The 25,329-nt window shown below is 53.0% G+C and carries 22 protein-coding genes and 6 tRNA genes; 16 read left to right on the top strand and 12 right to left on the bottom strand.

What is annotated here, in order from left to right:
• Positions 1 to 134: 134 nt before the first annotated feature.
• Positions 135 to 1,787, bottom strand: coding sequence for an indolepyruvate decarboxylase (ipdC, locus tag WFO64_RS05865; protein WP_337009813.1), 1,653 nt, complete (start codon positions 1,785 to 1,787; stop codon positions 135 to 137).
• A gap of 219 nt (positions 1,788 to 2,006) precedes the next feature.
• Between ipdC and mgrA the strand changes: the two genes are divergently transcribed.
• Both mgrA and WFO64_RS05855 read left to right on the top strand, forming a co-directional pair.
• Positions 2,007 to 2,996 (top strand): L-glyceraldehyde 3-phosphate reductase, encoded by a 990-nt coding sequence (gene mgrA / locus WFO64_RS05860; RefSeq protein ID WP_337009811.1) that lies wholly within the window; start codon positions 2,007 to 2,009, stop codon positions 2,994 to 2,996.
• 172 nt (positions 2,997 to 3,168) lie between these two features.
• Entirely contained in the window at positions 3,169 to 3,564 is a 396-nt protein-coding gene (locus tag WFO64_RS05855; RefSeq protein ID WP_337009809.1) for a DUF2502 domain-containing protein, read from the top strand.
• 279 nt (positions 3,565 to 3,843) lie between these two features.
• On the opposite strand, the gene WFO64_RS05850 is transcribed toward WFO64_RS05855, so the two are convergent.
• Entirely contained in the window at positions 3,844 to 5,085 is a 1,242-nt protein-coding gene (locus tag WFO64_RS05850) for an Nramp family divalent metal transporter (protein WP_337009807.1), read from the bottom strand.
• Between the two features lie 369 nt (positions 5,086 to 5,454).
• On the opposite strand from WFO64_RS05850, the gene WFO64_RS05845 reads away from it, so the two are divergent.
• The gene (locus tag WFO64_RS05845; protein ID WP_337009805.1) at positions 5,455 to 6,645 is read left to right on the top strand and encodes a NupC/NupG family nucleoside CNT transporter; all 1,191 of its coding nucleotides are present in this window, start codon (positions 5,455 to 5,457) and stop codon (positions 6,643 to 6,645) included.
• Positions 6,646 to 6,963: 318 nt separating this feature from the next.
• On the opposite strand, the gene WFO64_RS05840 is transcribed toward WFO64_RS05845, so the two are convergent.
• Together WFO64_RS05840 and WFO64_RS05835 are read right to left on the bottom strand one after the other, a co-directional pair.
• Positions 6,964 to 7,039, bottom strand: a tRNA-Ala gene (locus WFO64_RS05840).
• A 44-nt stretch (positions 7,040 to 7,083) separates the two neighbouring features.
• Positions 7,084 to 7,159: transfer RNA gene (locus tag WFO64_RS05835), tRNA-Ala, on the bottom strand.
• Between the two features lie 360 nt (positions 7,160 to 7,519).
• On the opposite strand from WFO64_RS05835, the gene WFO64_RS05830 reads away from it, so the two are divergent.
• Both WFO64_RS05830 and WFO64_RS05825 read left to right on the top strand, forming a co-directional pair.
• Positions 7,520 to 8,308, top strand: coding sequence for a formate/nitrite transporter family protein (locus tag WFO64_RS05830; RefSeq protein ID WP_337009803.1), 789 nt, complete (start codon positions 7,520 to 7,522; stop codon positions 8,306 to 8,308).
• Positions 8,309 to 8,419: 111 nt separating this feature from the next.
• Positions 8,420 to 8,773: a YfeC-like transcriptional regulator gene (locus tag WFO64_RS05825; RefSeq protein WP_337009801.1), complete on the top strand. Its 354-nt coding sequence runs from the start codon at positions 8,420 to 8,422 to the stop codon at positions 8,771 to 8,773.
• Between the two features lie 35 nt (positions 8,774 to 8,808).
• Here the strand turns inward: WFO64_RS05825 and gltX are convergent, their stop codons facing one another.
• Positions 8,809 to 10,224, bottom strand: coding sequence for a glutamate--tRNA ligase (gene gltX, locus WFO64_RS05820; protein WP_337009799.1), 1,416 nt, complete (start codon positions 10,222 to 10,224; stop codon positions 8,809 to 8,811).
• 271 nt (positions 10,225 to 10,495) lie between these two features.
• Between gltX and WFO64_RS05815 the strand changes: the two genes are divergently transcribed.
• The 5 genes from WFO64_RS05815 (at position 10,496) to WFO64_RS05795 (ending at position 11,613) form a co-directional block, all read left to right on the top strand.
• A tRNA-Val gene (locus WFO64_RS05815) sits at positions 10,496 to 10,571 on the top strand.
• A gap of 41 nt (positions 10,572 to 10,612) precedes the next feature.
• A tRNA-Val gene (locus WFO64_RS05810) sits at positions 10,613 to 10,688 on the top strand.
• A 44-nt stretch (positions 10,689 to 10,732) separates the two neighbouring features.
• Positions 10,733 to 10,808, top strand: a tRNA-Val gene (locus tag WFO64_RS05805).
• Between the two features lie 4 nt (positions 10,809 to 10,812).
• Positions 10,813 to 10,888: transfer RNA gene (locus WFO64_RS05800), tRNA-Lys, on the top strand.
• Between the two features lie 380 nt (positions 10,889 to 11,268).
• Positions 11,269 to 11,613: a FlxA-like family protein gene (locus WFO64_RS05795; protein ID WP_337009797.1), complete on the top strand. Its 345-nt coding sequence runs from the start codon at positions 11,269 to 11,271 to the stop codon at positions 11,611 to 11,613.
• Here the strand turns inward: WFO64_RS05795 and WFO64_RS05790 are convergent.
• Entirely contained in the window at positions 11,610 to 12,530 is a 921-nt protein-coding gene (locus tag WFO64_RS05790) for a LysR family transcriptional regulator (RefSeq protein ID WP_337009795.1), read from the bottom strand. The two genes, WFO64_RS05795 and WFO64_RS05790, sit on opposite strands and share 4 nt — an antisense overlap.
• Before the next feature lie 95 nt (positions 12,531 to 12,625).
• Here WFO64_RS05790 and WFO64_RS05785 point away from each other — a divergent pair, with 95 nt between their 5' ends.
• Complete coding sequence (locus tag WFO64_RS05785; RefSeq protein ID WP_337009793.1) at positions 12,626 to 13,636, top strand: bile acid:sodium symporter family protein; 1,011 nt, start codon at positions 12,626 to 12,628, stop codon at positions 13,634 to 13,636.
• A gap of 27 nt (positions 13,637 to 13,663) precedes the next feature.
• Here the strand turns inward: WFO64_RS05785 and WFO64_RS05780 are convergent, their stop codons facing one another.
• The 3 genes from WFO64_RS05780 to zipA all read right to left on the bottom strand — a co-directional run bounded on the left by WFO64_RS05780 (position 13,664) and on the right by zipA (position 16,961).
• Positions 13,664 to 13,882, bottom strand: coding sequence for a DUF3820 family protein (locus tag WFO64_RS05780; RefSeq protein WP_337009791.1), 219 nt, complete (start codon positions 13,880 to 13,882; stop codon positions 13,664 to 13,666).
• Between the two features lies 1 nt (position 13,883).
• The gene (gene ligA, locus WFO64_RS05775; protein WP_337009789.1) at positions 13,884 to 15,902 is read right to left on the bottom strand and encodes an NAD-dependent DNA ligase LigA; all 2,019 of its coding nucleotides are present in this window, start codon (positions 15,900 to 15,902) and stop codon (positions 13,884 to 13,886) included.
• A gap of 75 nt (positions 15,903 to 15,977) precedes the next feature.
• On the bottom strand, positions 15,978 to 16,961 hold the full coding sequence (gene zipA, locus WFO64_RS05770; RefSeq protein WP_337009787.1) for a cell division protein ZipA: 984 nt from the start codon (positions 16,959 to 16,961) through the stop codon (positions 15,978 to 15,980).
• A gap of 218 nt (positions 16,962 to 17,179) precedes the next feature.
• Here zipA and cysZ point away from each other — a divergent pair, with 218 nt between their 5' ends.
• The 5 genes from cysZ (at position 17,180) to crr (ending at position 22,134) form a co-directional block, all read left to right on the top strand.
• A complete protein-coding gene (gene cysZ / locus WFO64_RS05765) occupies positions 17,180 to 17,947 on the top strand; it encodes a sulfate transporter CysZ (RefSeq protein ID WP_337009785.1) in 768 nt (255 codons plus the stop codon).
• A gap of 141 nt (positions 17,948 to 18,088) precedes the next feature.
• Positions 18,089 to 19,057 carry a cysteine synthase A gene (gene cysK / locus WFO64_RS05760; protein WP_337009783.1) on the top strand — a complete coding sequence of 323 codons (969 nt, stop codon included), beginning with the start codon at positions 18,089 to 18,091 and terminating at the stop codon, positions 19,055 to 19,057.
• Positions 19,058 to 19,444: 387 nt separating this feature from the next.
• The gene (ptsH, locus tag WFO64_RS05755; protein ID WP_003848868.1) at positions 19,445 to 19,702 is read left to right on the top strand and encodes a phosphocarrier protein Hpr; all 258 of its coding nucleotides are present in this window, start codon (positions 19,445 to 19,447) and stop codon (positions 19,700 to 19,702) included.
• A gap of 161 nt (positions 19,703 to 19,863) precedes the next feature.
• The gene (ptsI, locus tag WFO64_RS05750) at positions 19,864 to 21,591 is read left to right on the top strand and encodes a phosphoenolpyruvate-protein phosphotransferase PtsI (RefSeq protein WP_337009781.1); all 1,728 of its coding nucleotides are present in this window, start codon (positions 19,864 to 19,866) and stop codon (positions 21,589 to 21,591) included.
• A gap of 42 nt (positions 21,592 to 21,633) precedes the next feature.
• Positions 21,634 to 22,134: a PTS glucose transporter subunit IIA gene (crr, locus tag WFO64_RS05745; protein WP_337009779.1), complete on the top strand. Its 501-nt coding sequence runs from the start codon at positions 21,634 to 21,636 to the stop codon at positions 22,132 to 22,134.
• A 63-nt stretch (positions 22,135 to 22,197) separates the two neighbouring features.
• Here the strand turns inward: crr and WFO64_RS05740 are convergent, their stop codons facing one another.
• The 3 genes from WFO64_RS05740 to cysM all read right to left on the bottom strand — a co-directional run bounded on the left by WFO64_RS05740 (position 22,198) and on the right by cysM (position 25,268).
• Positions 22,198 to 23,538 carry an ATP-binding protein gene (locus tag WFO64_RS05740; protein ID WP_337009777.1) on the bottom strand — a complete coding sequence of 447 codons (1,341 nt, stop codon included), beginning with the start codon at positions 23,536 to 23,538 and terminating at the stop codon, positions 22,198 to 22,200.
• Positions 23,535 to 24,215 (bottom strand): response regulator transcription factor, encoded by a 681-nt coding sequence (locus WFO64_RS05735; RefSeq protein WP_337009774.1) that lies wholly within the window; start codon positions 24,213 to 24,215, stop codon positions 23,535 to 23,537. The genes WFO64_RS05740 and WFO64_RS05735 overlap by 4 nt, the downstream gene beginning before the upstream one ends.
• 168 nt (positions 24,216 to 24,383) lie before the next feature.
• On the bottom strand, positions 24,384 to 25,268 hold the full coding sequence (gene cysM / locus WFO64_RS05730) for a cysteine synthase CysM (RefSeq protein WP_337009772.1): 885 nt from the start codon (positions 25,266 to 25,268) through the stop codon (positions 24,384 to 24,386).
• Between the last annotated feature and the right edge of the window lie 61 nt (positions 25,269 to 25,329).

The raw sequence follows: 25,329 nt of genomic DNA, 5'->3' as shown, positions 1-25,329 counted from the left end.
AAGAGTTGGAGGACACTATAAAATTCTGCCCATAAAACAACAACGCTCACCGGTGCGATTGGTGAGCGTCTTACTCAGGTGTGCTACAGCCTAACCGCGATAGTCCACCCTGCACAGCGGCAACTATCTGAAACTTAGCCGCCGTTGCGTTGATTCAGGCAGGCGGTGACTTTTCGTAGCAGTGGCGGCAAATCCTCTTTCTGCATTATCACCTCAACCAGGGAGAGCCATTGAGGTGCGGAGAGTCGCGCCATGACTTCCTTTAACTGCACAGTTTCACTGATGCGCCAGCTCTGCGCCTGGCTTTGCAGGCTCAGGGCGCGCGGTAAGGCTGTCCAGTTCCATTGGGCGATATCATTGTAACGTTGTGTTGCGCCATGAATCGCCCGTTCGACGGTATAACCTTCATTATTCAACAAAAAGATAATCAGCCGCTGCTGATCGCGCAGCATCGAACCCAGTTCCTGAATCGTCAGCTGCGCCGAACCGTCTCCGATAATCAGGATAACCCGGCGACCAGGGTCGGCGGTCTGCGCACCAAACGCTGCCGGGAGAGTATAGCCGATTGAGCCCCATAATGGCTGAACCACCAGCTGCGCCTGCGAGGGCAGTCGCAACGCGGCGGCCCCAAACGCAGCCGTCCCCTGCTCCGCCAGAACCAGGTCGCCGGGTTGCAGGAATGCCTGCATCGTGTGCCAGAAGGCGTGCTGACTGATTGCGCCGGCCGGTTCTAACGGCTGCGCGGCCGAGGGTGTGACGGCGGACTGCCACTGCCGGCCATAGCGTTCAAACAGCGGTTGCAGTTCGCTGAGCGCATCAGCCATTGACAACGGCGCAAAGTGTTCACCGCCTACGCTGGCGCTGAAGGGTTGCACATCAATCAGTCGCTCAGGGGCAAACTGCTGCGTGAACCCGGCGGTAAGGGTGTCGGTGAAACGCACCCCGACGCAGATCGCCACATCCACCTGCTCGATCTGTTCGCACACCTGACCCGCGCTGGCCTCACCCGCGTAGGTACCGACGTAACCCGGCTGCTGTTCATCCAGTACCCCTTTGCCCATCAGCAAGCTGGCGCAGGGAATCGCACGCTGTTTGCGCAGCGCGGCCAGCGCAGACTGCTGCTGCCAGCGTAGCGCAAGAAAATCTGCCAACAGTGAGATGCGCTCTGCCGGTGCCAGCAAACGTTCCGCCGCGGCGCTGAAAGCGCGGCGCGCTGCGGGCGTAGAGAGTTGATGACTGCCCAGGGGCTGCGCAGGTGGCTGTACCTCCATGGCCGCCACGTCGACGGCCAGCGAAAGATAGCCGGGACGGCGGGCCTGCAGCGCAGCGACAATCACCCGATCAATCTCAGCCGGAGCGTTGTCGCTTGTAAGTTGTGCCGTTGCCGCACTGACTTCTGCGGCCATGCGAATAAAATGCTGGAAATCGCCATCGCCCAGCGAATGATGAACACAATCCCCCTGCAATTGAGCCTGAGTCGCAGGCGCGCCAACGATATGGATTACCGGCAGATGTTCAGCATAACTGCCTGCAATGCCATTAATCGCGCTGAGTTCACCAACGCCGAACGTAGTCAATAGCGCCCCTGCGCCATTGCAGCGTGCATAACCATCCGCCGCATAAGCTGCGTTGAGCTCATTAGCGCAGCCCACCCAGCTGATTGCCGGATGGGCAATTACGCGGTCAAGAAATTGCAGGTTGTAGTCACCAGGCACGCCAAACAGATGCTTTACACCCATCTCCTGCAGACGGGTCAGCAGGTAATCTCCAACAGTAAATATGGACATTGCGCATTCCTTTCAGGGAAGAGTCGGGTTAAGTATCTGACAGAGGATGAAATTAGCGAGGAATGCCACTATTATCGCCTGCCGCAATGGCTGGAAAGGCGACGTTACGCTGGCGGAATATTCTGTAAAAATGCGAATTGCAGCGCGCTGTCACTGAGTGTAACCGTATACACTGATAGACTTTTGGCACATATCCCCGTTTTTACCCAGGAGCGCTGAATGTCCTCATTTCCCCATCCCGATCGCTATCAACAGATGGAATACCGCCGCAGCGGTCGCACTGGCATTAAACTGCCCGCTGTTTCGCTGGGACTGTGGCATAACTTTGGTGACAGTACTCGCGTTGATAACAGCCGTGAACTGCTGCGCCATGCGTTTGACCTTGGCATCACTCACTTCGATTTAGCGAACAATTACGGCCCGCCACCAGGCTCAGCGGAAGAGAACTTTGGTCGCATTCTGCGGGAAGATTTTCGAGCACATCGTGATGAGCTGATTATCTCCACTAAAGCGGGCTATACCATGTGGCAGGGACCTTATGGGGATTGGGGGTCGCGTAAATATCTGGTCGCCAGCCTGGATCAGAGTCTAAAGCGAATGGGGCTTGAGTATGTGGATATCTTCTATCATCACCGTCCTGATCCCGAAACGCCGCTGGAAGAGACGATGCGCGCACTGGATCATGTTGTGCGCCAGGGCAAAGCGCTTTACGCTGCCCTGTCTAACTATCCGGCCGATCTTGCTGCCGAAGCAATAGCTATCCTGCGCGATCTCGGCACCCCTTGTCTGATTCACCAGCCGCGCTATTCGATGTTTGAACGTTCGCCAGAGCAGGGATTGATTCAGACATTGGGCGATGCGGGTGTCGGGTGTATCGCCTTCTCTCCACTGGCGGGCGGCGTACTCACCGATCGTTATCTGCAGGGCATCCCGGAAGATTCGCGCGCGGCCAGCGGCAGTAAATTCCTGAATGAGGATCAGCTGACCAAAGAGAAGATGGAAAAGGTTCGCAAGCTGAATGTTATTGCACAGCAGCGCGATCAGAAGCTGGCGCAGATGGCGCTGGCCTGGGTGCTGCGCGATGAGCGTGTCACTTCCGTGCTGATCGGTGCCAGCAAAACGGCCCAGATCGATGATGCGGTGGCGATGCTCACCCATCGTCAGTTCAGCGACACCGAGTTAGCTGCGATTGAACTGGCACTGATGTAAGCGTTTCCTCGCCCGCCTCAGGTCGGGCGTTTTCTGCGCCAGAATAGTCTCAATCCCTTTTCCCTCCCCAATTTCCTCACAATTTTCCGACACAATGATGCGGTAACAATCGCAATACGCAGGCATAATCGCTGCGCCACAACAGCATCAGACTGTTGATGAGGAGAAGAAAATGAAAAGAGTCCTTATTTTTGCTGCCCTGCTGGCCCTGTTGTCGCCGCTGGCACACCACACAGCCCAGGCCTCTGGTGCCTCTATTACTCTGGCCCCTGGCGTCACTCTGAATCTTGGCGATCGCGATCGCCGTGGCTATTACTGGGATGGCGGTCGCTGGCGTGAACCGCACTGGTGGAATGACCGCTATTCTTATAACGAACGCCGCTGGTGGCGACACGAAGAGTGGCGTCGTCAACAACAGTGGGAGCGTGAACGTCGCTGGCACGAGCGCGGCCGTGAGCGTCGCTGGGAACATCAGTATCGCCGCGATCGCGATCGTGGCTGGGATCATCATGACCGCCACGGCTCCGACCATCGTGGCCCCGATCATCACGGACACGATCGCCACTAATAAAAACGTCCGGCAGAGCCGGGCGTTTTTATTTGTTGATTAGGTCAGGCCTGATTGCTGCCAGACAGAGCCAGCACAGGAAACCCGGTCAGATCGGAAAGACGCAAAAGACCTCATCCATGACATGCTCGGCCCGCGCTGTCCCTGGCGAGGGACGCTTTCCTCCTCTGACCGGGTTCCTGTGCTTTAAGCGAATTCACGACTGAAAGATATCTGACTTGAGTTTGTCAGTTGTCTGCAATGCCCGGCAGAACCGGGCGTTTCAGGTTTCACAGATCGCTACAGCCCCAGCGCTTCACCCACCAGCAGGTAAAGATTTAGCGCAATCACCAGCAGCACGATCAGTCGTCCGGTGTTCTGCATCAGACGCGAATTAACCATATCATCGCCCATAAGCTCGCGGTTACCGGTAAAAGAGAGCAGCGGAATCAACGCCAGCGCAATGCCGAAACTCAGCAGTACCTGACTCATCACCAATACCCGGGTCGGATCCCAGCCTGCCCATATGACAATAAAGGAGGGCACCATGGTGACGGTACGACGCACCCACAGCGGAATATGGAAACGGATAAAGCCCTGCATCACCACCTGCCCTGCCAGCGTGCCAACCACCGTTGAGGATAATCCGGCGGCCACCAGGCTCAGACCAAATACCGTTGCCGCAGCCTGGCCTAACAGCGGTTGGAGCGTCTGATAGGCCTGGTCGAGTTCAGCGATTTTGCTGTGGCCGCTGAAGTGAAAGGCCGCCGCGGCGGTCGCCATCATCGCCAGGTTAACGAATCCGGCGATCGTCATAGCAATTGCCACATCCAGTTTGGTTGAGGAGTAACGCTGACCTTTGCTGTCCTGACTTTTCCCCTGCGTCAATGCGGAGTGCAGATAAATCACGTGCGGCATAATGGTTGCACCCAGCACACCGGCCGCCAGGAATACAGCATCTGACGTCGGTAACGCAGGCAGCGCCATGCCGATCACCAGCTCTTTGACGTTGGGCTGAGAAAAGAAGAGTTCGACGATATAGGCAGCGGCCACAAACAGCAGCAGTCCTCCAATCACCAGCTCCAGCGGCTTCTGTCCACGGCTCTGTAACATCAATATCAGGAATGTGGCGATGCCGGTCAGCACCGCGCCCTGCATTAATGAAATGCCGAGCAGCAGTTTAAACCCCAGCGCGGCACCGATAAATTCCGCCAGGTCGGTAGCCATTGCGATAATTTCCGCCTGCACCCAGTAAAACCAGACGACGGGCCGCGGAAAACGATCGCGAATGTGCTCGGCGAGGTTTTTACCGGTGGCGATACCCAACTTGGCTGACATCAACTGGATCAGCATTGCCATGATATTGGCCCAGACCACCACCCACAGCAATTTGTAGCCGTAAGCAGCGCCCGCCTGAATATTGGTCGCAAAGTTGCCCGGATCGATATAGCCGATTGCGGCAATAAAAGCGGGTCCCAGCAGTGCGAGTTTGACTTTTCTGACTCCGCGAGCGGCGCGCTCTGCGGTACGACTTTCAAACATATACGCTACCCTGTCTGAACATTTGCCTGCCCCGGCAGCTTAGGGGTTGGCATGTGCAAGTGAAATTCGTTTATTGTTATCGGTGTAATAGATACTGCTATAAAGTATAGCCATTGCTATACATTATAGTAAAGGGGATGATTGCTAAAAATATGAGCAACGGTGTCACTTTACGCCCGATGTAAAATTCAGACAATAATTATGTGGTTATCTGGGGTGGATGATTTGTTAACAGGGCGTGATCTCTGGAACTTTTCTGGAAAATATACTGATAGCGAATACTTATATTGTGGTTTAGCTCTCGTTTTTAAGAAACGCGTTACATAGAATACGCAACAAAATACAACCCTCCTCAAATTTGGAGCAACCATGTCCCATATTTTGCAATTTCTTTTAGCACTGGTGGTGGTCGGGATACTCTCCTTGCTGGTCAGTCACGATCGTAAAAGCATTCGCATTCGCTACATTATACAGCTACTGGTGATTGAAATTGTGCTCGCCTGGTTCTTCCTGAACTCAGAAGCGGGACTGGGTTTCGTCAAAGGATTCGCGGGCTTTTTTGACCATCTGCTGAAGTATGCCGCCGAAGGAACCAACTTTGTTTTTGGCAACATGAGCGATAAAGGCCTCGCCTTCTTCTTCCTTAATGTGTTGTGCCCAATCGTCTTTATCTCTGCGCTGATTGGTATCCTTCAGCATTTCCGTATCCTGCCGTGGGTGATCCGCGGTATCGGTACAGTGCTGTCGAAAGTGAATGGCATGGGTAAACTGGAATCTTTCAACGCCGTGAGTTCTCTGATACTGGGACAGTCAGAAAACTTCATTGCCTATAAAGATATTCTGGGCAAGATGTCACAGCGTCGCATGTACACCATGGCCGCGACCGCCATGTCGACCGTCTCGATGTCTATCGTCGGTGCCTACATGACGATGCTGCAGCCGAAGTATGTGGTGGCGGCGCTGGTGCTCAACATGTTCAGCACCTTTATCGTGCTGTCGCTGATCAACCCTTATCGCGTAGAGAACGAAGAAGATCTGCAGTTGCAGGACCTGCATAAAGGCCAGAGCTTCTTTGAGATGCTTGGCGAATATATCCTGGCCGGCTTCCGCGTCGCGATTATTGTTGCCGCCATGCTGATTGGTTTTATCGCGCTGATTTCAGGTCTGAATGCGCTGTTTGATTTGATCTTCGGCATCAGCTTCCAGGGCGTTCTCGGCTTTGTCTTCTATCCGTTTGCCTGGATGATGGGTGTGCCTTCTGGCGAAGCGTTGCAGGTGGGGAGTATTATGGCGACCAAGCTGGTATCGAATGAGTTTGTCGCCATGATGGAGCTGCAGAAAATCGCGGGGCAATTGTCGCCACATTCAGAGGGTATTCTGTCCGTGTTCCTGGTCTCGTTCGCCAACTTCTCTTCTATCGGCATCGTGGCCGGTGCGATCAAAGGGTTGAACGAAGAGCAGGGCAACGTGGTTTCCCGCTTTGGTCTGAAGCTGCTGTACGGCTCAACACTGGTCAGCGTGCTCTCCGCCGCTATCGCCGGTCTGGTGCTGGCGTTCTAAGCATTCAAGGGCGAGCGGGTCTCGCCCTTCTCCTTTGTGCTCCATTCTTACTCCGCTTCCCGCTGATTGCCTTTTCCTGCTTTACCACTTCCATGACACACCTGCATAACGTCTCATTCAAGCCGTGCGAAATAAGCAGCACAGCGTCCCGCAAATAGCGTCGGATGTCATGGCGTTGCCGGTTAATAACGCCTTTAAGCGTGCAGCAGGATAGATGGCGAAGCAAAAGCGTTAAAATCTGTAGCAACCGGTGAATGGCAGGTCAAGTGAGAAAGGATTTTGACAACGTCGGTGTCAGAACATGGTCGTTGTCAGAAATGGTGGAGATAAGCGGGATCGAACCGCTGACCTCTTGCATGCCATGCAAGCGCTCTCCCAGCTGAGCTATACCCCCACATCTGGAATCGTTTTTCAGTGCCAAACATTTGGGAAGACGTTTGGTGGAGCTAAGCGGGATCGAACCGCTGACCTCCTGCATGCCATGCAGGCGCTCTCCCAGCTGAGCTATAGCCCCGAACCGAAAAACTGTCACGTGAAGCGACGGACGGCATAATATGAAACCGCCTCCAGGGTGTCAACGGCAAAATGACATTCTCAGTTTGATCGCTGAAAAAGGCGGCAACCTGAGAAGGTTAAGCAGCATGCCGCAGGTGAAAATCGAGTCTGTTCAGGCAGAAGCTTTTTTGAATGTTATTCGATTTGGCATAAGGTTAATCAGCGGTTAAATATGTTATAGGAATTTTCTTGTCTTCGCCTTTTTAGCATGCAAAACTTAGTCCGCTAATTTAGTGGTCGCCGGGACCCCCTCCCGCGCGCCGCGCGTCCACCAGGCGTTTTTTGTTCCCATTAATCATAAAAAAACTATTGAGATACTATGTCGCTGCATACACCCAAAGAAATCGCACAACTGGCGATCCAGGCAGGCGTGGCTAAAAGCCGTGCGCCTGTTAGCATCCTTCTGATTCTCGGCTTTATGGCGGGCGCATTTATCGCGACCGGTTTCCTGCTGGACCTTCACGTTATTAACACCCTGCCCGCAGACTGGGGCTCATTTGGTGGCCTATTAGGTGCCGCGGTGTTCCCGGTGGGTATCATAATGACCGTTCTGGCCGGTGGTGAACTGTTGACCGGCAATATGATGACGTTACCGGTGGCCTGGTTCGCCCGTCGCATCAGCTTTATGAGTCTGGCGCGTAACTGGTTCTGGGTGACCCTGGCAAACTTCATCGGCAGCATAGCTGTGGCCTGGTTCTTTGGCCACATGCTCGGCATGACCGAGGGGGATTACCTGAAGAAAACTGTCGCTATCGCCTCTGCAAAAGTTCACGCCGATTTCCTGCACGCCTTTATTTCTGGCATTGGCTGTAACTGGCTGGTTTGTCTGGCAGTATGGCTGGCATTTGCCAGTAAAGATGTGGTTGGTAAGATCTTCGGCATGTGGTTCCCGGTTATGGCATTTGTTGCCATTGGCTTCCAGCACGTCGTCGCCAACATGTTTATTATTCCGGCCGCCATTTTTGCCGGTCAGATGAGCTGGGCAGAGTACTTCCCCAATTTTGCCGCGGTCTTCTTAGGTAATGCCGTTGGTGGTGCCGTCTTCGTCGGTCTGGCCTATTTCCTTGCATTCCGTCCTGCCGCTGAACCCGCCAGTAATCCGCAGTAACCTTGTTTTGCCTTATGTCGAGAGACATAAGGCAATTTCAGCTTCAGTTACTTTCCCCTGTTACGTTTTGCTGTAATATATATGGCTAATGTATTTAACAGGGATAGCATCGTGAAAAAGGAATGGCTTACTCCCGAAGAGCTGGCTGCAGAAACGGGTTACAGTCGGCAAACGGTGAATAAATGGATCAAGCGGGAGAACTGGACAACTACGCCAAAGCCCGGTGTACAAGGCGGAAAAGCGCGTCTGATCCATATTGATGAGCGTGTAAAAAGTTTTATTCAGTCGACGCGTAATCTCAATGAGCCAGCGGCAACTTATGGTGCAGTAGCTAATTCATTACCTGCGTTATTGATAAGTTCTATCCAGCAAATGAGTCAGGATGAACAGGATCAGTTCTCTGCGTTAATCTTACGCGAAGGGATTAAAGGCGTATTACAGCGGCTGGGAATTGGTGAAGAGTAAAGAAACCGGAAGCGTGAAGCTTCCGGTTGTGTTTATTAAGCCTGCGCTTCCCGCTCACTGATAAAGGTCAGTGCCTGCTCAATACGTGCAATGCTGCGGCTGCGGCCAATCGCTTCCACGGTGACATCCAGACCGGGTGACTGACCAGCACCGGTCACGGCCACACGCAGCGGCATGCCAACTTTCCCCATTCCGACTTCCAGCTCATCTGCGGTGCTCTGAATAGCCTGATGCACGTTTTCAACTGTCCACTCATCGAGTGCGGCCAGCTTATCGCGAACCACTTCCAGCGGCTGACGCGCCACCGGACGAAGATGTTTCTTCGCGGCATCGGCATCAAATCCGGCAAAGTCTTCATAGAAATAGCGGCAGGATTCAGCCATCTCCTTCAATGTCTTACAGCGCTCACCCAGCAGGCCAACCAGCTTCGCCAATTCCGGGCCAGTGCGGGTATCAATTTTCTGCTCTTCGATATGCCATTGCAGATGTGTCGCCACATATTCTGGTGGCAGCGTATTGATATAGTGATGGTTCAGCCACTGCAGTTTCTCAGTATTGAATGCACTGGCAGACTTACTGACGGCATCCAGGGTAAACAGTTCAGCCATTTCAGCCACGCTGAAAATTTCCTGATCGCCATGTGACCAACCAAGACGAACAAGGTAGTTCAGCAGCGCTTCCGGCAGGTAGCCATCATCACGATACTGCATCACCCCTACCGCGCCATGACGCTTGGAGAGTTTTTTACCATCATCGCCCAGGATCATCGAAACGTGGGCATAGACCGGAACCTGGGCACCAATTGCTTTGAGGATGTTGATCTGACGTGGTGTGTTGTTGATGTGGTCTTCACCGCGAATAACATGTGTGATGCCCATATCCCAGTCATCCACGACGACACAGAAGTTGTAGGTTGGTGAACCATCGGTACGGCGTATAATCAGGTCATCCAGTTCCTGGTTGCTGAACTCAATCGGGCCACGGATCTGGTCGTCAAAGATAACCGAACCGTCCTGCGGATTGCGGAAACGCACTACGCATGGCTCATCGTCTGCACGATGTTCATGGTTGTCACGACAGCGGCCGTCATAACGCGGCTTTTCGTTATTGGCCATCTGCTCTTCACGCAGGGCTTCAAGACGCTCTTTAGAGCAATAGCATTTATAGGCAGTGCCCGCTGCCAGCATTTCATCAATGACCACGTTGTAGCGGTCAAAACGTTTAGTCTGGTAGTAAGGGCCTTCATTCCAGTCGAGGCTTAGCCAGTTCATACCATCCATAATGGCTTCGATAGCTTCCGGCGTGGAGCGCTCCAGATCGGTATCTTCAATGCGCAGCACGAATTCACCCTGGTTATGACGGGCAAAGAGCCAGGAGTAAAGTGCGGTACGGGCGCCGCCGACATGCAGATAGCCAGTCGGGCTGGGCGCGAAGCGTGTTTTGATTTTCATTGAGTATTGCCTTAGATGCGCGGGTTCTCTGTCTGGATGACAAAAAACAGGTTAGACGCGAAAAACAGTGGACACATTCTAGCATCTGACGGTGAATCCTCAATGGATGCCCGCCGGTTGCCATTCGGTAAAAGAGGCTTTTCTGCCAGTAAAACCAGCACATTGGCCAAAAGCGCGACAGGATGTTTAAAAATAAACCGAACGCACATTTATGTTTTAAAAAGCGTTGACTCAAAATCAACTATCCCTATAATGCGACTCCACACAGCGGGGGTGATTAGCTCAGTTGGTAGAGCATCTCCCTTACAAGGAGGGGGTCGGCGGTTCGAACCCGTCATCACCCACCACTCTTAGTTGCGTGGCCCGCAGTGAACAGGTATGAAGATATGGGTGATTAGCTCAGTTGGTAGAGCATCTCCCTTACAAGGAGGGGGTCGGCGGTTCGAACCCGTCATCACCCACCATATCTTGCCTGTTAGAGATGTACCGAAAAAAAGAAGTACGAAGTGGGTGATTAGCTCAGTTGGTAGAGCATCTCCCTTACAAGGAGGGGGTCGGCGGTTCGAACCCGTCATCACCCACCACTTCGGGTCGTTAGCTCAGTTGGTAGAGCAGTTGACTTTTAATCAATTGGTCGCAGGTTCGAATCCTGCACGACCCACCAATTCAGAAAAAAGCGCCTTTTAGGCGCTTTTTTCGTTTCTGCTATACCGATATCCCGAATTTCAGGACTGCCCTCTTTTACAGCAACTTCAGACGTTAACAGCGTGCTGGCTCAGGGAGCCTGGGCTCTTCGCAAAAACCCAAAATCGCCATCCATGGCAGATTCAGCACGGGCCATCCCCAGGCCGCGATACTTGCTACTGGCCTATACTCCCATCGCTTTAAATTTATTTGCTGTCTGTAAGCCTTTTTGGGTGTCTGTTTTATTTCTGCTGCACTGACATTAACCTATCCCGCCTTTTCACAACCTTAACGCTTTGGACTCTCAAGTCGTTTTATGACGTGCCGATAACGTTATTGACCACCTACAGGGAGAAAACGATGTCTTCAATTTCCGGCATTTTAAGCAGTATGATCAGTAGCGGTGACAGCGGCGGCGGCAGTGTTGCCTCGCAGGTCGCGGCGCTGAATAAACAAATTCAGAATGTCTCAACGCAAATTAAGGAACTGTCCGACAACAAAGAACTGACTGAGGATCAGAAGTCCGAAATGCAGCAGATGTACCAGTCACAAATCACTATGCTGCAGGCACAGCTTGCTCAGCTCATACAGAAGCAGGCAGAGCAGGATCAGCCAAAAAGTGACAGCACTCAGCCGATCACTGAGAACAAAGCGGACGGCATTAACCGTCCTACCGATAGCAATAAAGTCGACGTCTATATCTAAAACGCCGGTTTGGCCGTGCGTTGTTGCGCCAGCAGCGTCGCCTGCTGGCGCACCTCCTGCCAGATTGCTTCGGCAGCTGGAGTCAGCGAACGGTTCTTGCGTTTTATTAGCGTCAGGCTGCGATTGATTTCCGGGTAAAGACGCCGCACCGTCAATGCCCGATCCGCCGGTAACGGTAATGCCAGCGCGGGCAAAATACTGATGCCGATCCCCACCTGTACCATAGGAAATAGCGTAGCGGGATGACCAATCTCCTGCACCACTTCAGCCTTGATATTCTGCTGCTGCATCGCCGCATCAATGAGTACCCGACTGCCGGAAGCATAATCCTGTAATACCATCGTGCGGCCATCCAGCATCGACCATTCTGCCCTTTCCACCTGCGCCAACGGATCATCATCGCGACATAACAGCAGGAAAGGCTCATCCAGAATCGCGATACTGTCGAAATCGCTGTCACTCAGCGGCCCAATAACAATTCCGAAGTCGACTTCAGCGTTACGCACACTTTGCAGCACCCACTGCTGGGCGCGATCGTGCAGTATTACTTTGATATCGGGAAAATGGTGCTGGCTGGCGGCCAGGCATTGCGGCATCAGATGAGCAGAGATGGTCTGGCTGGCTGCGACTCGGACAGTACCACTGCGCTGTTCGCCAAAGCTGCGGATATCGAGCAGCGTGGTATGAATCTCCTCAAGCAGCCGCTCCATGCGTGACGCCAGCTGTTTTCCCGCCTCGGTCAGCATCACCTCCCGGGTAGTTCGATCCATTAATCGCACGCCTGTTTCCGCTTCCAGTTCTTTAATACTGTGGCTGACCGCCGACTGACTCAGACCTATCGCCTGCCCCGCCTGACTGAAACCACCGTAGTGTGCCACTGCAATAAAAGTACGTAGCTGACGCAGGGTATAATTCATCGATTTTACTCATAGATTAATTCAATAAATCAATTTTATTTCTAAACACGTTTCGCGCACAATCGCGCTATTGAAAAATTTACCGGATTTTAACAATGGGATTTTTAAAGCTCGATCCGATGATGGTTAAACTCATTATCACCGTGCTGCTGGCCTCCTTCCTGCCAGCGAAAGGGATCTATGTTGATATCTTTAGCTATCTCGCGACGGCAGCCATAGCCCTGCTGTTTTTTATGCACGGTGCCAAACTTTCGCGTGAAAAGATCATCTCCGGCAGCAGCCACTGGCAACTGCATCTGTGGATTATGTTCAGCACCTTTGTGCTGTTTCCGGCGCTGGGTCTGCTGTTAGTCTGGTGGCATCCGGTTGATGTCGGTCCGGAAATTTATACCGGCTTTATCTATCTTTGTATCCTGCCTGCTACCGTGCAGTCCGCCATCGCCTTTACCTCAATGGCAGGAGGTAACGTTGCGGCAGCGGTATGCAGCGCCTCAGCATCAAGTCTTCTGGGTGTGTTCATTTCGCCGTTGCTGGTGAACCTGGTGATGAATGTTCACAGCAGCGCGCCCAGCGATGGTCTGGAGCAGATCGGTAAGATTATGCTGCAACTGATGGTGCCTTTCATTCTGGGTCACCTCTCACGTCGCTGGATTGGGGGCTGGATTGAGAAACACCGCAGCCTGATTGGTAAAACTGATCAGACCTCGATTCTGCTGGTGGTCTATTCAGCCTTCAGTGAGGCGGTGGTTAACGGTATCTGGCATCGCGTTGGGTTGACTACGCTGTTATGGATTGTGGCAGGATCTATCCTGCTGCTCACAGCGGTGCTGATTATCAACCTGCTGGCCTCGCGCCTGTTCCGCTTTAAACGCGCCGATGAAATTGTGGTGCTATTTTGTGGCTCGAAGAAGAGTCTGGCAAATGGCGTGCCGATGGCGAATATCCTGTTCCCGGCCAGTACCGTGGGGATCATTGTACTGCCGCTGATGATTTTTCATCAGGTTCAGCTGATGGTCTGCTCGTTTATTGCCGGACGCTATAAGAAGACCAATGAGAAACAGCAGGCGCTACAGGTTAAAGATTCGATAATGGAGTCACAGAAGTAACTCAGCGGCCCGCCTGATCGGGCACGGTTACCTTCGGGTCTGGAGCGGTTTAACTAATCCCTCCAGACCCTCTGTTTTTATTGTCAGAGTCAGCTGCATCAGGTCACCCAACTGGCCGGACGGGAAGCCGCCACTGCGGGCAAACCACAGCAAATAAGGCTCAGGCAGATCAATCAGCATCCGCCCTTTATATTTTCCAAACGGCATCGCCGTATTGGCTATCGCCACCAGCTGATGTTCCTCCATCTCAGGCACCCAGCAGGCGGATCATTTCCGCTTCATCAATCACTTCTATACCCAGCTCCTGGGCTTTCGCCAGTTTTGAACCGGCAGCTTCACCCGCAATCAGCAGATCGGTTCTCTTCGACACGCTTCCGCTGACTTTTGCCCCCAGCGCGATCAGCTGCGCTTTGGCATCATCGCGGTTCATCTGTGACAGCGAGCCAGTCAGCACCACCGTTTTACCGGCGAACGGACTGTCAATCTCTTCGGCTCTCACCACCACCACCTGCGGCCAGTGAATACCGATATCGTCCGTCAGCTGGCGAATAACCTCACGATTGCTCTCCTCTTCCATGAAGTTCCGTACGTGTGCGGCAACGACTTTGCCAACATCAGGCACAGCAATCAGCGCCTCAAGATCGGCATCCATGACCTTTTGCAGCTCGCCAAAATGGTTGGCCAGATTGGCGGCAGTGGCTTCACCCACTTCGCGAATGCCCAGCGCATAGAGGAAACGTGCCAGCGTGGTCGACTTTGCTTTCTCCAGCGCGTCGACGACATTTTGTGCTGATTTCGGCCCCATGCGCTCCAGGCCGGTCAGCTTGCCCGCCGTGAGACGGAACAGATCGGCGGGGGTATAGACGTACTCTTTCTCCACGAGCTGATCGATAATCTTATCGCCCATTCCGTCAACATCCAGCGCCCGACGCGAGACAAAATGCTTAAGTGCCTCTTTGCGCTGTGCACCGCAGATCAGACCGCCCGTGCAACGTGTGACCGATTCCCCTTCGACCCGTTCAACCTCGGAACCGCAGACCGGACAATGTGCAGGAAAGACCACTTCCCGCGTCTGTTCAGGACGCTCAGTGGTCACCACATTGACCACCTGCGGGATCACATCACCCGCGCGGCGAATTACCACCCGATCTCCGATGCGTAATCCCAGCCGCTCGACTTCATCCGCATTATGCAGTGTGGCATTGCTGACGATTACACCCGCCACCTGCACTGGCTCAAGACGAGCCACCGGGGTGATAGCTCCCGTGCGGCCAACCTGGAATTCAACATCCCGCACCCAGGTCAGCTGTTCCTGTGCCGGGAATTTAAAGGCAATCGCCCAGCGCGGCGCGCGCGCCACAAAGCCCAGTTGCTCCTGTAGTGCCTGTGAGTCGACCTTAATGACTACGCCATCAATATCAAAACCAAGATTTGGACGCTGTTGCTCAATGTCACGATAAAAGGCCAGTGCCTCTTCGGCGTTATGCACCAGCTTAATGCGGTCGCTGACCGGCAGGCCCCAGGCTTTGAACTGTTGCAGGCGCCCCATGTGACTGTGCGGCATCTCACCGCCTTCCAGCAGGCCAAAACCGTAACAGAAGAAGGTCAGTGGACGTTTGGCGGTAATGCGCGGATCAAGTTGACGCAGCGATCCTGCCGCTGCGTTGCGTGGGTTAGCAAACACTTTGCCGTCGCTGCGTCGCGCTTCCTCATTCAACGTTTCGAAGCCGTGCTGCGTCATAAAAATTTCGCCACGCACTTCCAGTCGTGCCGGAATGTTGTCGCCTCTAAGCCGCAGCGGGATAGCACGAATGGTGCGGACATTGGCGGTAATGTTCTCGCCGGTTGTACCATCACCCCGCGTCGCGGCCTGAACCAGCAGCCCATTTTCATACATCAGGCTGACTGCAACGCCATCAAGCTTGAGTTCACAGCAGTAGGTGATGTCGTCACTGTTTTTCAGCCGATCCTGCACCCGCTTGTTGAAGGCCATAAACGTGGCTTCATCAAAGGCGTTATCCAGCGACAGCATCGGCACTTCATGGCGTACCTGCTCAAATACGGCTAGCGGCGCAGCACCCACGCGTTGTGTCGGCGAATCAGGGGTAATGAGATCGGGATGTTCCTCTTCTATCTGACGCAGTTCACGCATCAGACGATCGTATTCAGCATCCGGTACTTCGGGCGCATCCATAACGTGATAGAGATATTCATGATGGCGCAACGAGGTGCGCAGTTCGGTGATGTGATCCTGGACGGATTTCATAAAGCCCCATCAGATAAAAAACCCCCGACAGGCGGGGGTTTGTTTTAACAATTCAGTTAACAGTTAACGCAGGTCTCAGACGCCAACCACATCGCGGATACGCGCTTTGTAAGTTTCCAGCTTTTGTGGCGTCATCATGCGACGCTCATCATCCAGCACCACGCCGCCCACATCATCAGCGATACGCTGGGCCGACTGCAGCATCAGCTTGAAGTTCTGATTCGCATCGCCATAAGAAGGCACCATCATAAAGATAGAGATGCCGGGCGTGCTGAAATCGGTCATCAGGTCTGGGTTAAACGAGCCCGGCTTAACCATATTGGCCAGACTGAATAAGACCGGCCCACTGCCCGCCGGGCTAAGATGACGATGGAAAATGTTCATTTCACCAAATTGGAAGCCCGCCTGCAAAATCCCCTGCAGTAATGCTTCACCGTTCAGTTCGCCGCCAGAGTGAGCGGCAACATGCAACACCAGTACCGCTTCTTTAGGTTTTTCCGCTGGCGCTTTAGGTGCAGACGTCGGAGCCGATGTTACTTCAGGCTGAGGCTGTGTCTCAGGTTCTGCCTGATACTGCGGTGCTGGCTGTACAGATTCCAGCGGATCGAGATCCAGCAGCGGGTCAGCCTGAACTGGCGGCGCGACAAAAGTGGGGGCTGGCTGCTGACGAACCGGTTCAGAGCGCGACTGCTGTGCAGGCTGCGGTGCCGGGTTAAAAAGCGGATCGCTTTCAGGTTCGGGTGGCGGTGCAGGTCGTGGCGCAGGCTGGCGCACAGGCTCAACGGGCACTTGCTTACGCGGCGCTTCTGGCTGTGGCTCACGAATCTCATCGAAACGCGGTTCCTGATGGGCATTGCGCTCAGAACGAATGCGAACCTCTCCAACGCCATCGTCGTCGTCTGTCAGGTCGTGCTCATCATGTTGTTTTAGACGTTTGTGCGGGCGATCGCGGAACACTGACGAACGCTCTTTACGGCTGGTCCACAGCCCGTGAAGAAGGAGCGCTATAATGGCGATCGCGCCAACAACGATTAATATCAGACGCAAATCCTGCATCATTGTATTCTCTGTTGTTCCAATACCTTGCCACCGCGGCAAACTTTATCCTCTAACTGTATTTGCCCTGCTACACAAGTGCAAGTCTGTGCAGTATTTTCTGACAAATAAGATAGGCAACCCACGCTTTTTCGCTGTTTTTTTACCCAAATAGCACCTGGCCGGGAGAAAAAGCCAGGTTATAGTGAGCGCGCCTTAACACCTTCAGGAGAATTGGCTTTATGGCCCTTGAGAATTCCGTCTCAAATTTTAACGGCATGCACTATTTTAGCCAGGGCTGGAAACTAGTACGTCTGCCTGGCATTCGCCGTTTTGTGGTGATGCCGCTGCTGATCAACATTGTGATGCTGGGGGGCGCATTCGTCTGGCTTTTCTATCGTCTCGGTGACTGGATCCCGCGTCTCATGGCCCATATTCCGGACTGGCTGCAGTGGCTGAGCTATCTGTTGTGGCCGCTGTCGGTGATTGCGATTGTGCTGGTGTTTAGCTACTTCTTCTCGACGCTGGCGAACCTGATTGCCGCCCCTTTTTGCGGCCTGCTGGCAGAACAGCTTGAAGGCCGCCTGACAGGCAAACCGCTGCCCGACAGTGGCTGGGCTGGAATGATTAAAGATGTGCCGCGCATCATGAAGCGCGAGCTGCAAAAACTGGGTTATTACCTGCCCCGCGCGCTTGGACTGCTGCTGCTCTACTTTATTCCTGGTTTTGGTCAGACTGTAGCACCGGTGCTGTGGTTCCTGTTCAGCGCCTGGATGTTATCGATCCAGTATTGCGACTACCCATTCGACAACCATAAAGTCCCGTTTCAGCAAATGCGCAACGCCTTGCGCCAGCACAAAACGGCTAATATGCAGTTTGGCGCACTAACCAGTCTGTTCACAATGATTCCTATTCTGAACCTTGTCATTATGCCGGTTGCCGTCTGCGGTGCCACTGCCATGTGGGTCGATCGCTACCGGCAGCAACTGGCACGCAACGCGGTGCACTAAACTCATCAGCGCGCCTTATGCTCTTTTTAGCGGGGCTTATTGCCGGGCGACATATAGATATGCGATTTCTTTCCTTCCGCCCCCAGGCAGAACAGGTATGCTCATAGCGTTCCCAATAATTCATACAGTTAAGGACAGGCCATGAGTAAGATCTATGAAGACAACTCTTTGACAATTGGTCATACGCCATTGGTTCGACTGAACCGCATCGGTAACGGCCGCATCCTTGCGAAAGTTGAATCCCGTAACCCGAGCTTCAGCATAAAATGCCGTATCGGTGCCAATATGATTTGGGACGCAGAAAAACGCGGTATTCTGAAACCGGGTGTTGAACTGGTTGAACCCACCAGCGGCAACACGGGTATTGCTCTGGCTTATGTGGCCGCCGCACGCGGTTATAAATTGACACTGACTATGCCGGAAACGATGTCAGTGGAACGTCGTAAATTACTGAAAGCCCTTGGCGCGAAGCTGGTGCTGACCGAAGGCGCTAAAGGCATGAAAGGCGCCATTAGTAAAGCCGAAGAGATTGTTGCGAGTGATCCTGACAGATATGTGCTGCTGCAGCAGTTCAGCAACCCGGCTAACCCGGAAATCCATGAAAAGACCACCGGCCCGGAAATCTGGGAAGACACCGATGGTGAAGTGGATGTCTTTATTGCGGGTGTCGGCACCGGCGGTACGCTTACCGGCGTCAGCCGCTACATCAAAAACACCAAAGGTAAGAAAGATCTGATTACTGTCGCGGTTGAGCCGACTGATTCGCCGGTGATTGCTCAGGCGCTGGCGGGCGATGAGATTAAACCCGGCCCACACAAAATCCAGGGTATCGGCGCAGGCTTTATTCCAGGGAACCTGGAGCTAAACCTGGTTGATCGCGTTGTGGCAATTACCAATGAAGAAGCGATCAGCACGGCGCGTCAGCTAATGGAAGAAGAAGGTATTCTGGCCGGTATCTCTTCCGGTGCAGCCGTTGCAGCTGCGTTGAAGCTGCAGGAAGATGAGGCCTTCGCTAACAAAAACATCGTGGTGATTCTCCCCTCTTCCGGTGAACGCTATCTGAGTACCGCGCTATTTGCCGATCTCTTCACTGAAAAAGAGCTGCAATAGCAGAGGCTGATAGTCTGAAAATGGAGAAAAAAGCACCCGAACGGGTGCTTTTTTGTGGCACAGATCTCACTTTCATTACCCGGCAGATTGATTTCAGTGACGACGCTCTGGTATTTAGACTGCCAATTATTTCGATGCCTGAAATTAATCCACGTTTGAAGTGGATCAAGCTGAATCGATTTACGGATTTAGTAAAACGGCGAATCACGACATAATTAACCGTTGACGTGTAGAATCGTTTTTGAGACGCAACGGACTGTAGATTTGACGCATGCGCGTCTTTGGTCAGCATGATGCTATACCCGCGCACCTACACAGGCTAAAGTGAAGGCTCCAGGCTAGACTTTAGATCCATAACACTCATCCTGATAACGTTGGGGAAATAGAATGTTCCAGCAAGAAGTAACCATTACTGCACCAAACGGTCTGCATACTCGCCCAGCTGCGCAATTTGTTAAAGAAGCCAAAGCTTTCCAGTCAGAAATTACCGTAACCTCTAACGGTAAATCCGCGAGCGCGAAAAGCCTGTTCAAGCTGCAGACATTAGGTTTAACCCAGGGAACGGTTGTGACCCTTTCCGCGGAAGGTGAAGACGAGCAAAAAGCAGTTGAGCATCTGGTCAAACTGATGGCTGAACTGGAGTAATCTCCGCTCAGCTCTCCAGCAAATCGACTCCTCTGCGCCATTGAGTGCAAACATCTTGATCGCGGACAACCTGTCCGCGTTATTGCTTTCGTAGAGTACGTGTCCCTCGACAATGGCACCGCATAGAGTCCCATAAGCCATCGTGATTAAAAGGTAGCGTTATGATTTCAGGCATTTTAGCATCACCAGGTATCGCTTTCGGCAAAGCACTGCTGCTGAAAGAAGACGAGATCGTCATCAACCGCAAGAAAATTTCTGATGACCAGGTTGAGCAGGAAGTACAGCGCTTCCTTGATGGCCGTAGCAAAGCGGCATTACAACTGGAAGCTATTCGCGTCAAAGCGGGTGAAACCCTCGGTGAAGAGAAAGCAGCGATCTTCGAAGGCCACATTATGTTGCTGGAAGATGAAGAGCTGGAGCAGGAAATCATCGACCTGATCAAAAAAGATCACGCTTCTGCCGATGCTGCTGCCTACTCGGTCATCGATGGCCAGGCGAAAGCACTGGAAGAGTTAGATGACGAATACCTGAAAGAGCGTGCGGCTGACGTACGTGACATCGGTAAACGTCTGCTGCAAAACATTCTCGGTCTGCACATCGTTGACCTTAGCGCTATTCAGGATGAATCGATTTTGGTGGCAAAAGATTTAACGCCATCAGAAACCGCGCAGCTGAACCTGAAAAAGGTACTGGGCTTTATCACCGATCTGGGTGGCCGTACCTCACATACCTCAATCATGGCGCGCTCGCTGGAGATCCCAGCCATTGTGGGCACCGGCAATGTGACCGTCACGGTTAAAAATGGCGATTTCCTGATCCTTGATGGCGTCAACAATGCGATTCACGTCAACCCTTCAGAAGCGATTCAGGAAGAGCTTAAAGCCGTACAGAACCAGTATCTGTCGGAAAAACATGAATTAGCCAAGCTGAAAGATCTGCCAGCCGTTACGCTGGATGGTCATCAGGTTGAAGTCTGCGCCAACATCGGTACCGTGCGTGATATCGCTGGTGCTGAGCGTAATGGCGCTGAAGGTGTGGGTCTCTACCGTACCGAATTCCTTTTCATGGATCGTGACTCACTGCCAAGCGAAGAAGAGCAGTTTCAGGCATATAAAGCCGTTGCGGAGGCCATGGGTTCACAGGCTGTTATCGTGCGTACCATGGACATCGGCGGTGATAAAGATCTGCCGTACATGAACCTGCCAAAAGAAGAGAATCCATTCCTCGGCTGGCGTGCTATCCGTATCGCTATGGATCGTAAAGAGATTTTGCATGCCCAGCTGCGTGCCATCCTGCGCGCCTCCTCGTTCGGTAAACTGCGCATCATGTTCCCGATGATTATTTCGGTTGAAGAAGTGCGCACTCTGAAAACGGAACTGGAACTGCTGAAAGCCCAGTTGCGTGAAGAAGGCAAAGCCTTTGATGAGAGCATTGAAGTCGGCATCATGGTGGAAACGCCTGCTTCAGCCGTGATTGCGCATCATCTGGCAAAAGAAGTCGACTTCTTCAGTATTGGGACAAACGATCTGACGCAGTATACTCTGGCTGTCGATCGTGGTAATGATTTGATCTCGCACCTGTACAACCCAATGACCCCATCTGTGCTTAACTTAATCAAGCAAGTCATTGATGCATCTCACGCTGAAGGCAAATGGACCGGTATGTGTGGTGAGCTGGCAGGTGATGAACGTGCTACACTACTGTTACTGGGAATGGGGCTGGACGAGTTCAGCATGAGTGCCATTTCTATCCCTGGCATTAAGAAAATCATTCGTAATACTAATTTTGAAGATGCGAAGGCATTGGCAGAGCAGGCACTGGCTCAACCAACAGCGGAAGACTTAATGAACCTGGTAAACAAGTTCATTAAGGAAAAAACGCTCTGCTAATCTGCATGATGCTGGCCCCAAATTACTGCTTAGGAGAAGATCATGGGTTTGTTTTCTAAACTTTTTGGCGAAAAAACGGATAGCGCTGGGACAATTGATATCGTAGCGCCTCTGTCAGGCGAAATCGTGAACATTGAAGACGTACCAGATGTGGTGTTTGCAGAAAAAATCGTGGGCGACGGTATTGCGATCAAGCCCAGCGGCAACAAAATGGTTGCGCCTGTTGATGGCACTATCGGTAAGATTTTTGAAACCAATCACGCTTTTTCGATCGAATCAGACAATGGCATCGAGCTGTTCGTCCATTTCGGTATCGACACAGTTGAATTGAAAGGTGAAGGCTTTAAACGTATTGCTGAAGAAGGTCAGAAGGTCAAAAAAGGCGACGTAGTTATCGAGTTTGACCTGCCGTTGCTGGAAGAGAAAGCGAAATCAACCCTGACACCTGTTGTTATCTCCAACATGGATGAAATCAAGGAATTGATTAAGCTGTCTGGCCAGGTCATCGTTGGCGAAACGCCGGTGATTCGCATCAGGAAGTAAGCATTCGTTTATAACATAACGGCACCCGCGGGTGCCGTTATCGTTTCTGCCGTATGAGGTTTTTTAGGGCTGCCAATGTGGCAGACGGAGCGTCAGTTCAAGTCCGCCTTCTGGCCTGTTGCGAGCTTCGACCTCACCATGATGCGCCAACACCACCTTACGCACGATAGCCAGCCCCAGACCATAGCCTTTGCCCATCAGCGGCGAGTTAACCCGCACAAAGGGATCAAAGATGCTGGAGAGTTTCTCCTCATCGACACCAGGCCCTTGATCGCGCACCTGAATCGCCAGCCACTGCTGTTCTGCGCGCAAATCAACCTCAATCCGCTGTCCTGGCAGAGAAAAGCGCAGCGCGTTCCGTAATACATTCTCAATTCCGCGCCGTATCAGCTCTGCGTTGCCACGCACTGTATAATCGGCCTGATCGTCGACCTGCAATTCTACCTGGACGCCAGGGATTTGCGCTTCATAACGGACATCGGTGATGACCGCCTGTAGCAAACCGGTCAGGTCAAAATATTGTTCATCAGGAATACTTTCATGCTCAGCCCGCGACAGCGTCAGCAGTTCGCCGATCATCTTATCCAGCCGACGCGCCTCTTCATCAATGCGATCAAGCGAACTGTTCACGCTTTCTGGCGTCTGTCTGGCCAGACCGGTCGCCAATTGCAGTCGTGCCAGGGGTGAACGAAGTTCATGTGAGATATCGTGTAGCAATTCTTCACGAGCGCGCACCAGAGTATCGAGCCGTTCGACCATGGCATCAAATGCTTCTGCAACGTTTGAGATTTCGTCGTGGCGCTTACGCAGGATCGGAAACAGCCGCACGCTTAAATCCCCCTCCGCCACGCGGGAAAATCCTTCGCGCAACTGTCGCATGGGGCGCGTCAGATTCCAGGCCAGAAGCAAACTGAACAACAATCCCACTGAACCGGCGAAGATAAACATTGGCTCGGGAATATTCAGAAATTTTCGCGGCATCATGTTATGCGTGCTGTCTTTACGCATGCCATCGAGGTCGTAGCGCAGCTGATACTCTTTGCCATCCGCACCCTGCACCCAGCGCACCACCTCTTCCGGAAGAGGCCCCACATAGTTCAGATTGCCGCTGTTTTGTGATTGTGGCGATTTTATCTGCTGCGTCACATGGAAAAACTGTCGGTCGGTGTTATCCCAGTCCGACAACATCGCATTGAGAGCATCAGGCCCGCCCCGCTCCAGCACCGACGCGGCAGAAGTCATCTGAAGATCAACAATGCGACGGATTGCCATGATTTCAGGCGGTTCATGCCGTTTACCGGAGAGCGTAAAGCCAAGCCAGATAAGCTGGCTCATGATGACAAAAACGATCCAGAAGCCGATAAAGATCTTCCAGAACATGCGTCCACGATAACTCTGTCTCATCGAATGCGGTAACCGATGCTGCGAACGGTTTCGATGTTGATGCTGTCAGCGGTTAACGCACTGAGCTTCTGACGGATGTTGCTGATATGCACATCAACACTGCGATCATAGGCTTCACGTGGACGCCCCAGTCCCTTTTCAGATAGCTCATCTTTCGATACCACTCTGTCCGGCGCACGCAGTAGCAGATCCAGCAGGTTAAATTCCGATGCAGTCAGATCAAAAGTTTTACCCTGCCATTCGCTCATGCGGGTGGCGGGATTAAGCGTCAGCTCCCCCCAGCGCAGCGGTTCTTTGGCGTCAGGCTGCGGCACCTGCTCTTCGAAACGACGCAATACCGCGCGCAGGCGAGCCACCAGCTCACGTGGATAGCAGGGCTTGGGCATATAGTCATCCGCGCCCATCTCCAGACCGATCACGCGATCAATATTATCGCCTTTGGCAGTCAGCATGATCACCGGTATTCGGCTGTTCTGCCGCACTTGACGCAATACATCGATCCCACTCATGTCGGGCAGCATAATGTCCAGAATCATGGCGGTGAACTCTCCCGATAGCGCGCCCTGAATCCCGGCGCTGCCGGTCAAAACCAGCTGGGCATCAAACCCTTCGGCGATCAGGTATTGGCTTAACATCGTGCCTAATTCGACATCATCATCAACAAGCAAAATTTTCATGGTTATCTCTCGACAGAATTGGCGCTATTTTGTCCTGTGCCGGGTATGAACGCAGCCTGATTTTCGTGATCCTTACAGATTCAGTCTATCTGACACAGGAAATCCTGGCTAAAAAAAGGCCTGTGGGCGGTAAATGCGCGCACTGGCCTGTTTCCGCATCAGCAGAGGTTACTGATGATAGAGTCCGGTAGAGAGATAACGATCGCCGCGATCGCAGGCAATCACCACCACCACGCTGCCCGGATTGGCCTGCGCAATGCGCAGCGCTCCCGCCACCGCGCCACCTGAACTGACGCCACAGAAAATGCCTTCACGGCGCGCCAGCGCCCGCGTCGTCTCTTCTGCTTCCTTTTGCGTCATATCCATCACATCATCCACCAGATCGGGCCGGTAGATCCCCGGCAGATAGGCCAACGGCCAGCGACGAATGCCCGGAATACTGCTGCCTTCACTGGGTTGCAAGCCAATGACCTGCACGCCCGTGTTGTGCTCTTTCAGGTAACGTCCCACGCCGGTGATCGTACCGGTGGTACCCATGCTGGAGACAAAATGGGTCATGCGCTGGTTCGACTGCTGCCACAGTTCCGGCCCGGTGGTCTGATAGTGGCCCAACGGGTTATCGGGATTATTGAACTGGTCCAGCACCCGGCCTTCACCACGCGCCGCCATCGCCTGCGCCAGATCGCGTGCGCCCTCCATGCCCTGCTCACGTGGCACGGGAATCAGCTCAGCGCCGTAGGCACGCATCGCGTCCTGCCGTTCCTGACTCATGTTGTCCGGCATCAGCAGGCGCAGACGATAGCCTTTCAATGCCGCGATCATTGCCAGCGCAATACCCGTGTTGCCGCTGGTGGCTTCAATCAGCTGATCGCCAGGTGAAATATCACCGCGCAGCTCCGCCTGATTGATCATCGACCAGGCCGCACGATCTTTTACCGAGCCCGCTGGATTATTGCCTTCAAGCTTGAGCCAGACCTCACTGTTGTTGGCTGGCGTCAGGCGCTGCAACTTAATCAGCGGTGTATTGCCAATGGTATTTTCGAGAGTCGTCACGGTGCGGTTCCTGGCATGTTACAAACTGAAGGCAAAAAAAAGCGGGAGTGACACTCCCGCC

The organism is Pantoea sp. AS142 (genome assembly GCF_037152305.1).
Classification (GTDB): Bacteria; Pseudomonadota; Gammaproteobacteria; order Enterobacterales; family Enterobacteriaceae; genus Pantoea.
This window is presented reverse-complemented; position numbering and strand designations above follow the sequence as displayed.

Coding starts and splice junctions, on each gene's coding strand:
- cysK (WP_337009783.1), top strand. CDS start 18,089: ATGAGTAAGATCTATGAAGACAACTCTTTGACAATTGGTCATACGCCA.
- cysZ (WP_337009785.1), top strand. CDS start 17,180: ATGGCCCTTGAGAATTCCGTCTCAAATTTTAACGGCATGCACTATTTT.
- WFO64_RS05795 (WP_337009797.1), top strand. CDS start 11,269: ATGTCTTCAATTTCCGGCATTTTAAGCAGTATGATCAGTAGCGGTGAC.
- ptsH (WP_003848868.1), top strand. CDS start 19,445: ATGTTCCAGCAAGAAGTAACCATTACTGCACCAAACGGTCTGCATACT.
- WFO64_RS05845 (WP_337009805.1), top strand. CDS start 5,455: ATGTCCCATATTTTGCAATTTCTTTTAGCACTGGTGGTGGTCGGGATA.
- WFO64_RS05850 (WP_337009807.1), bottom strand. CDS start 5,085: ATGTTTGAAAGTCGTACCGCAGAGCGCGCCGCTCGCGGAGTCAGAAAA.
- WFO64_RS05790 (WP_337009795.1), bottom strand. CDS start 12,530: ATGAATTATACCCTGCGTCAGCTACGTACTTTTATTGCAGTGGCACAC.
- zipA (WP_337009787.1), bottom strand. CDS start 16,961: ATGATGCAGGATTTGCGTCTGATATTAATCGTTGTTGGCGCGATCGCC.
- ligA (WP_337009789.1), bottom strand. CDS start 15,902: ATGAAATCCGTCCAGGATCACATCACCGAACTGCGCACCTCGTTGCGC.
- WFO64_RS05830 (WP_337009803.1), top strand. CDS start 7,520: ATGTCGCTGCATACACCCAAAGAAATCGCACAACTGGCGATCCAGGCA.
- WFO64_RS05780 (WP_337009791.1), bottom strand. CDS start 13,882: ATGGAGGAACATCAGCTGGTGGCGATAGCCAATACGGCGATGCCGTTT.
- WFO64_RS05735 (WP_337009774.1), bottom strand. CDS start 24,215: ATGAAAATTTTGCTTGTTGATGATGATGTCGAATTAGGCACGATGTTA.
- crr (WP_337009779.1), top strand. CDS start 21,634: ATGGGTTTGTTTTCTAAACTTTTTGGCGAAAAAACGGATAGCGCTGGG.
- WFO64_RS05855 (WP_337009809.1), top strand. CDS start 3,169: ATGAAAAGAGTCCTTATTTTTGCTGCCCTGCTGGCCCTGTTGTCGCCG.
- WFO64_RS05785 (WP_337009793.1), top strand. CDS start 12,626: ATGGGATTTTTAAAGCTCGATCCGATGATGGTTAAACTCATTATCACC.
- gltX (WP_337009799.1), bottom strand. CDS start 10,224: ATGAAAATCAAAACACGCTTCGCGCCCAGCCCGACTGGCTATCTGCAT.
- ipdC (WP_337009813.1), bottom strand. CDS start 1,787: ATGTCCATATTTACTGTTGGAGATTACCTGCTGACCCGTCTGCAGGAG.
- ptsI (WP_337009781.1), top strand. CDS start 19,864: ATGATTTCAGGCATTTTAGCATCACCAGGTATCGCTTTCGGCAAAGCA.
- WFO64_RS05740 (WP_337009777.1), bottom strand. CDS start 23,538: ATGAGACAGAGTTATCGTGGACGCATGTTCTGGAAGATCTTTATCGGC.
- mgrA (WP_337009811.1), top strand. CDS start 2,007: ATGTCCTCATTTCCCCATCCCGATCGCTATCAACAGATGGAATACCGC.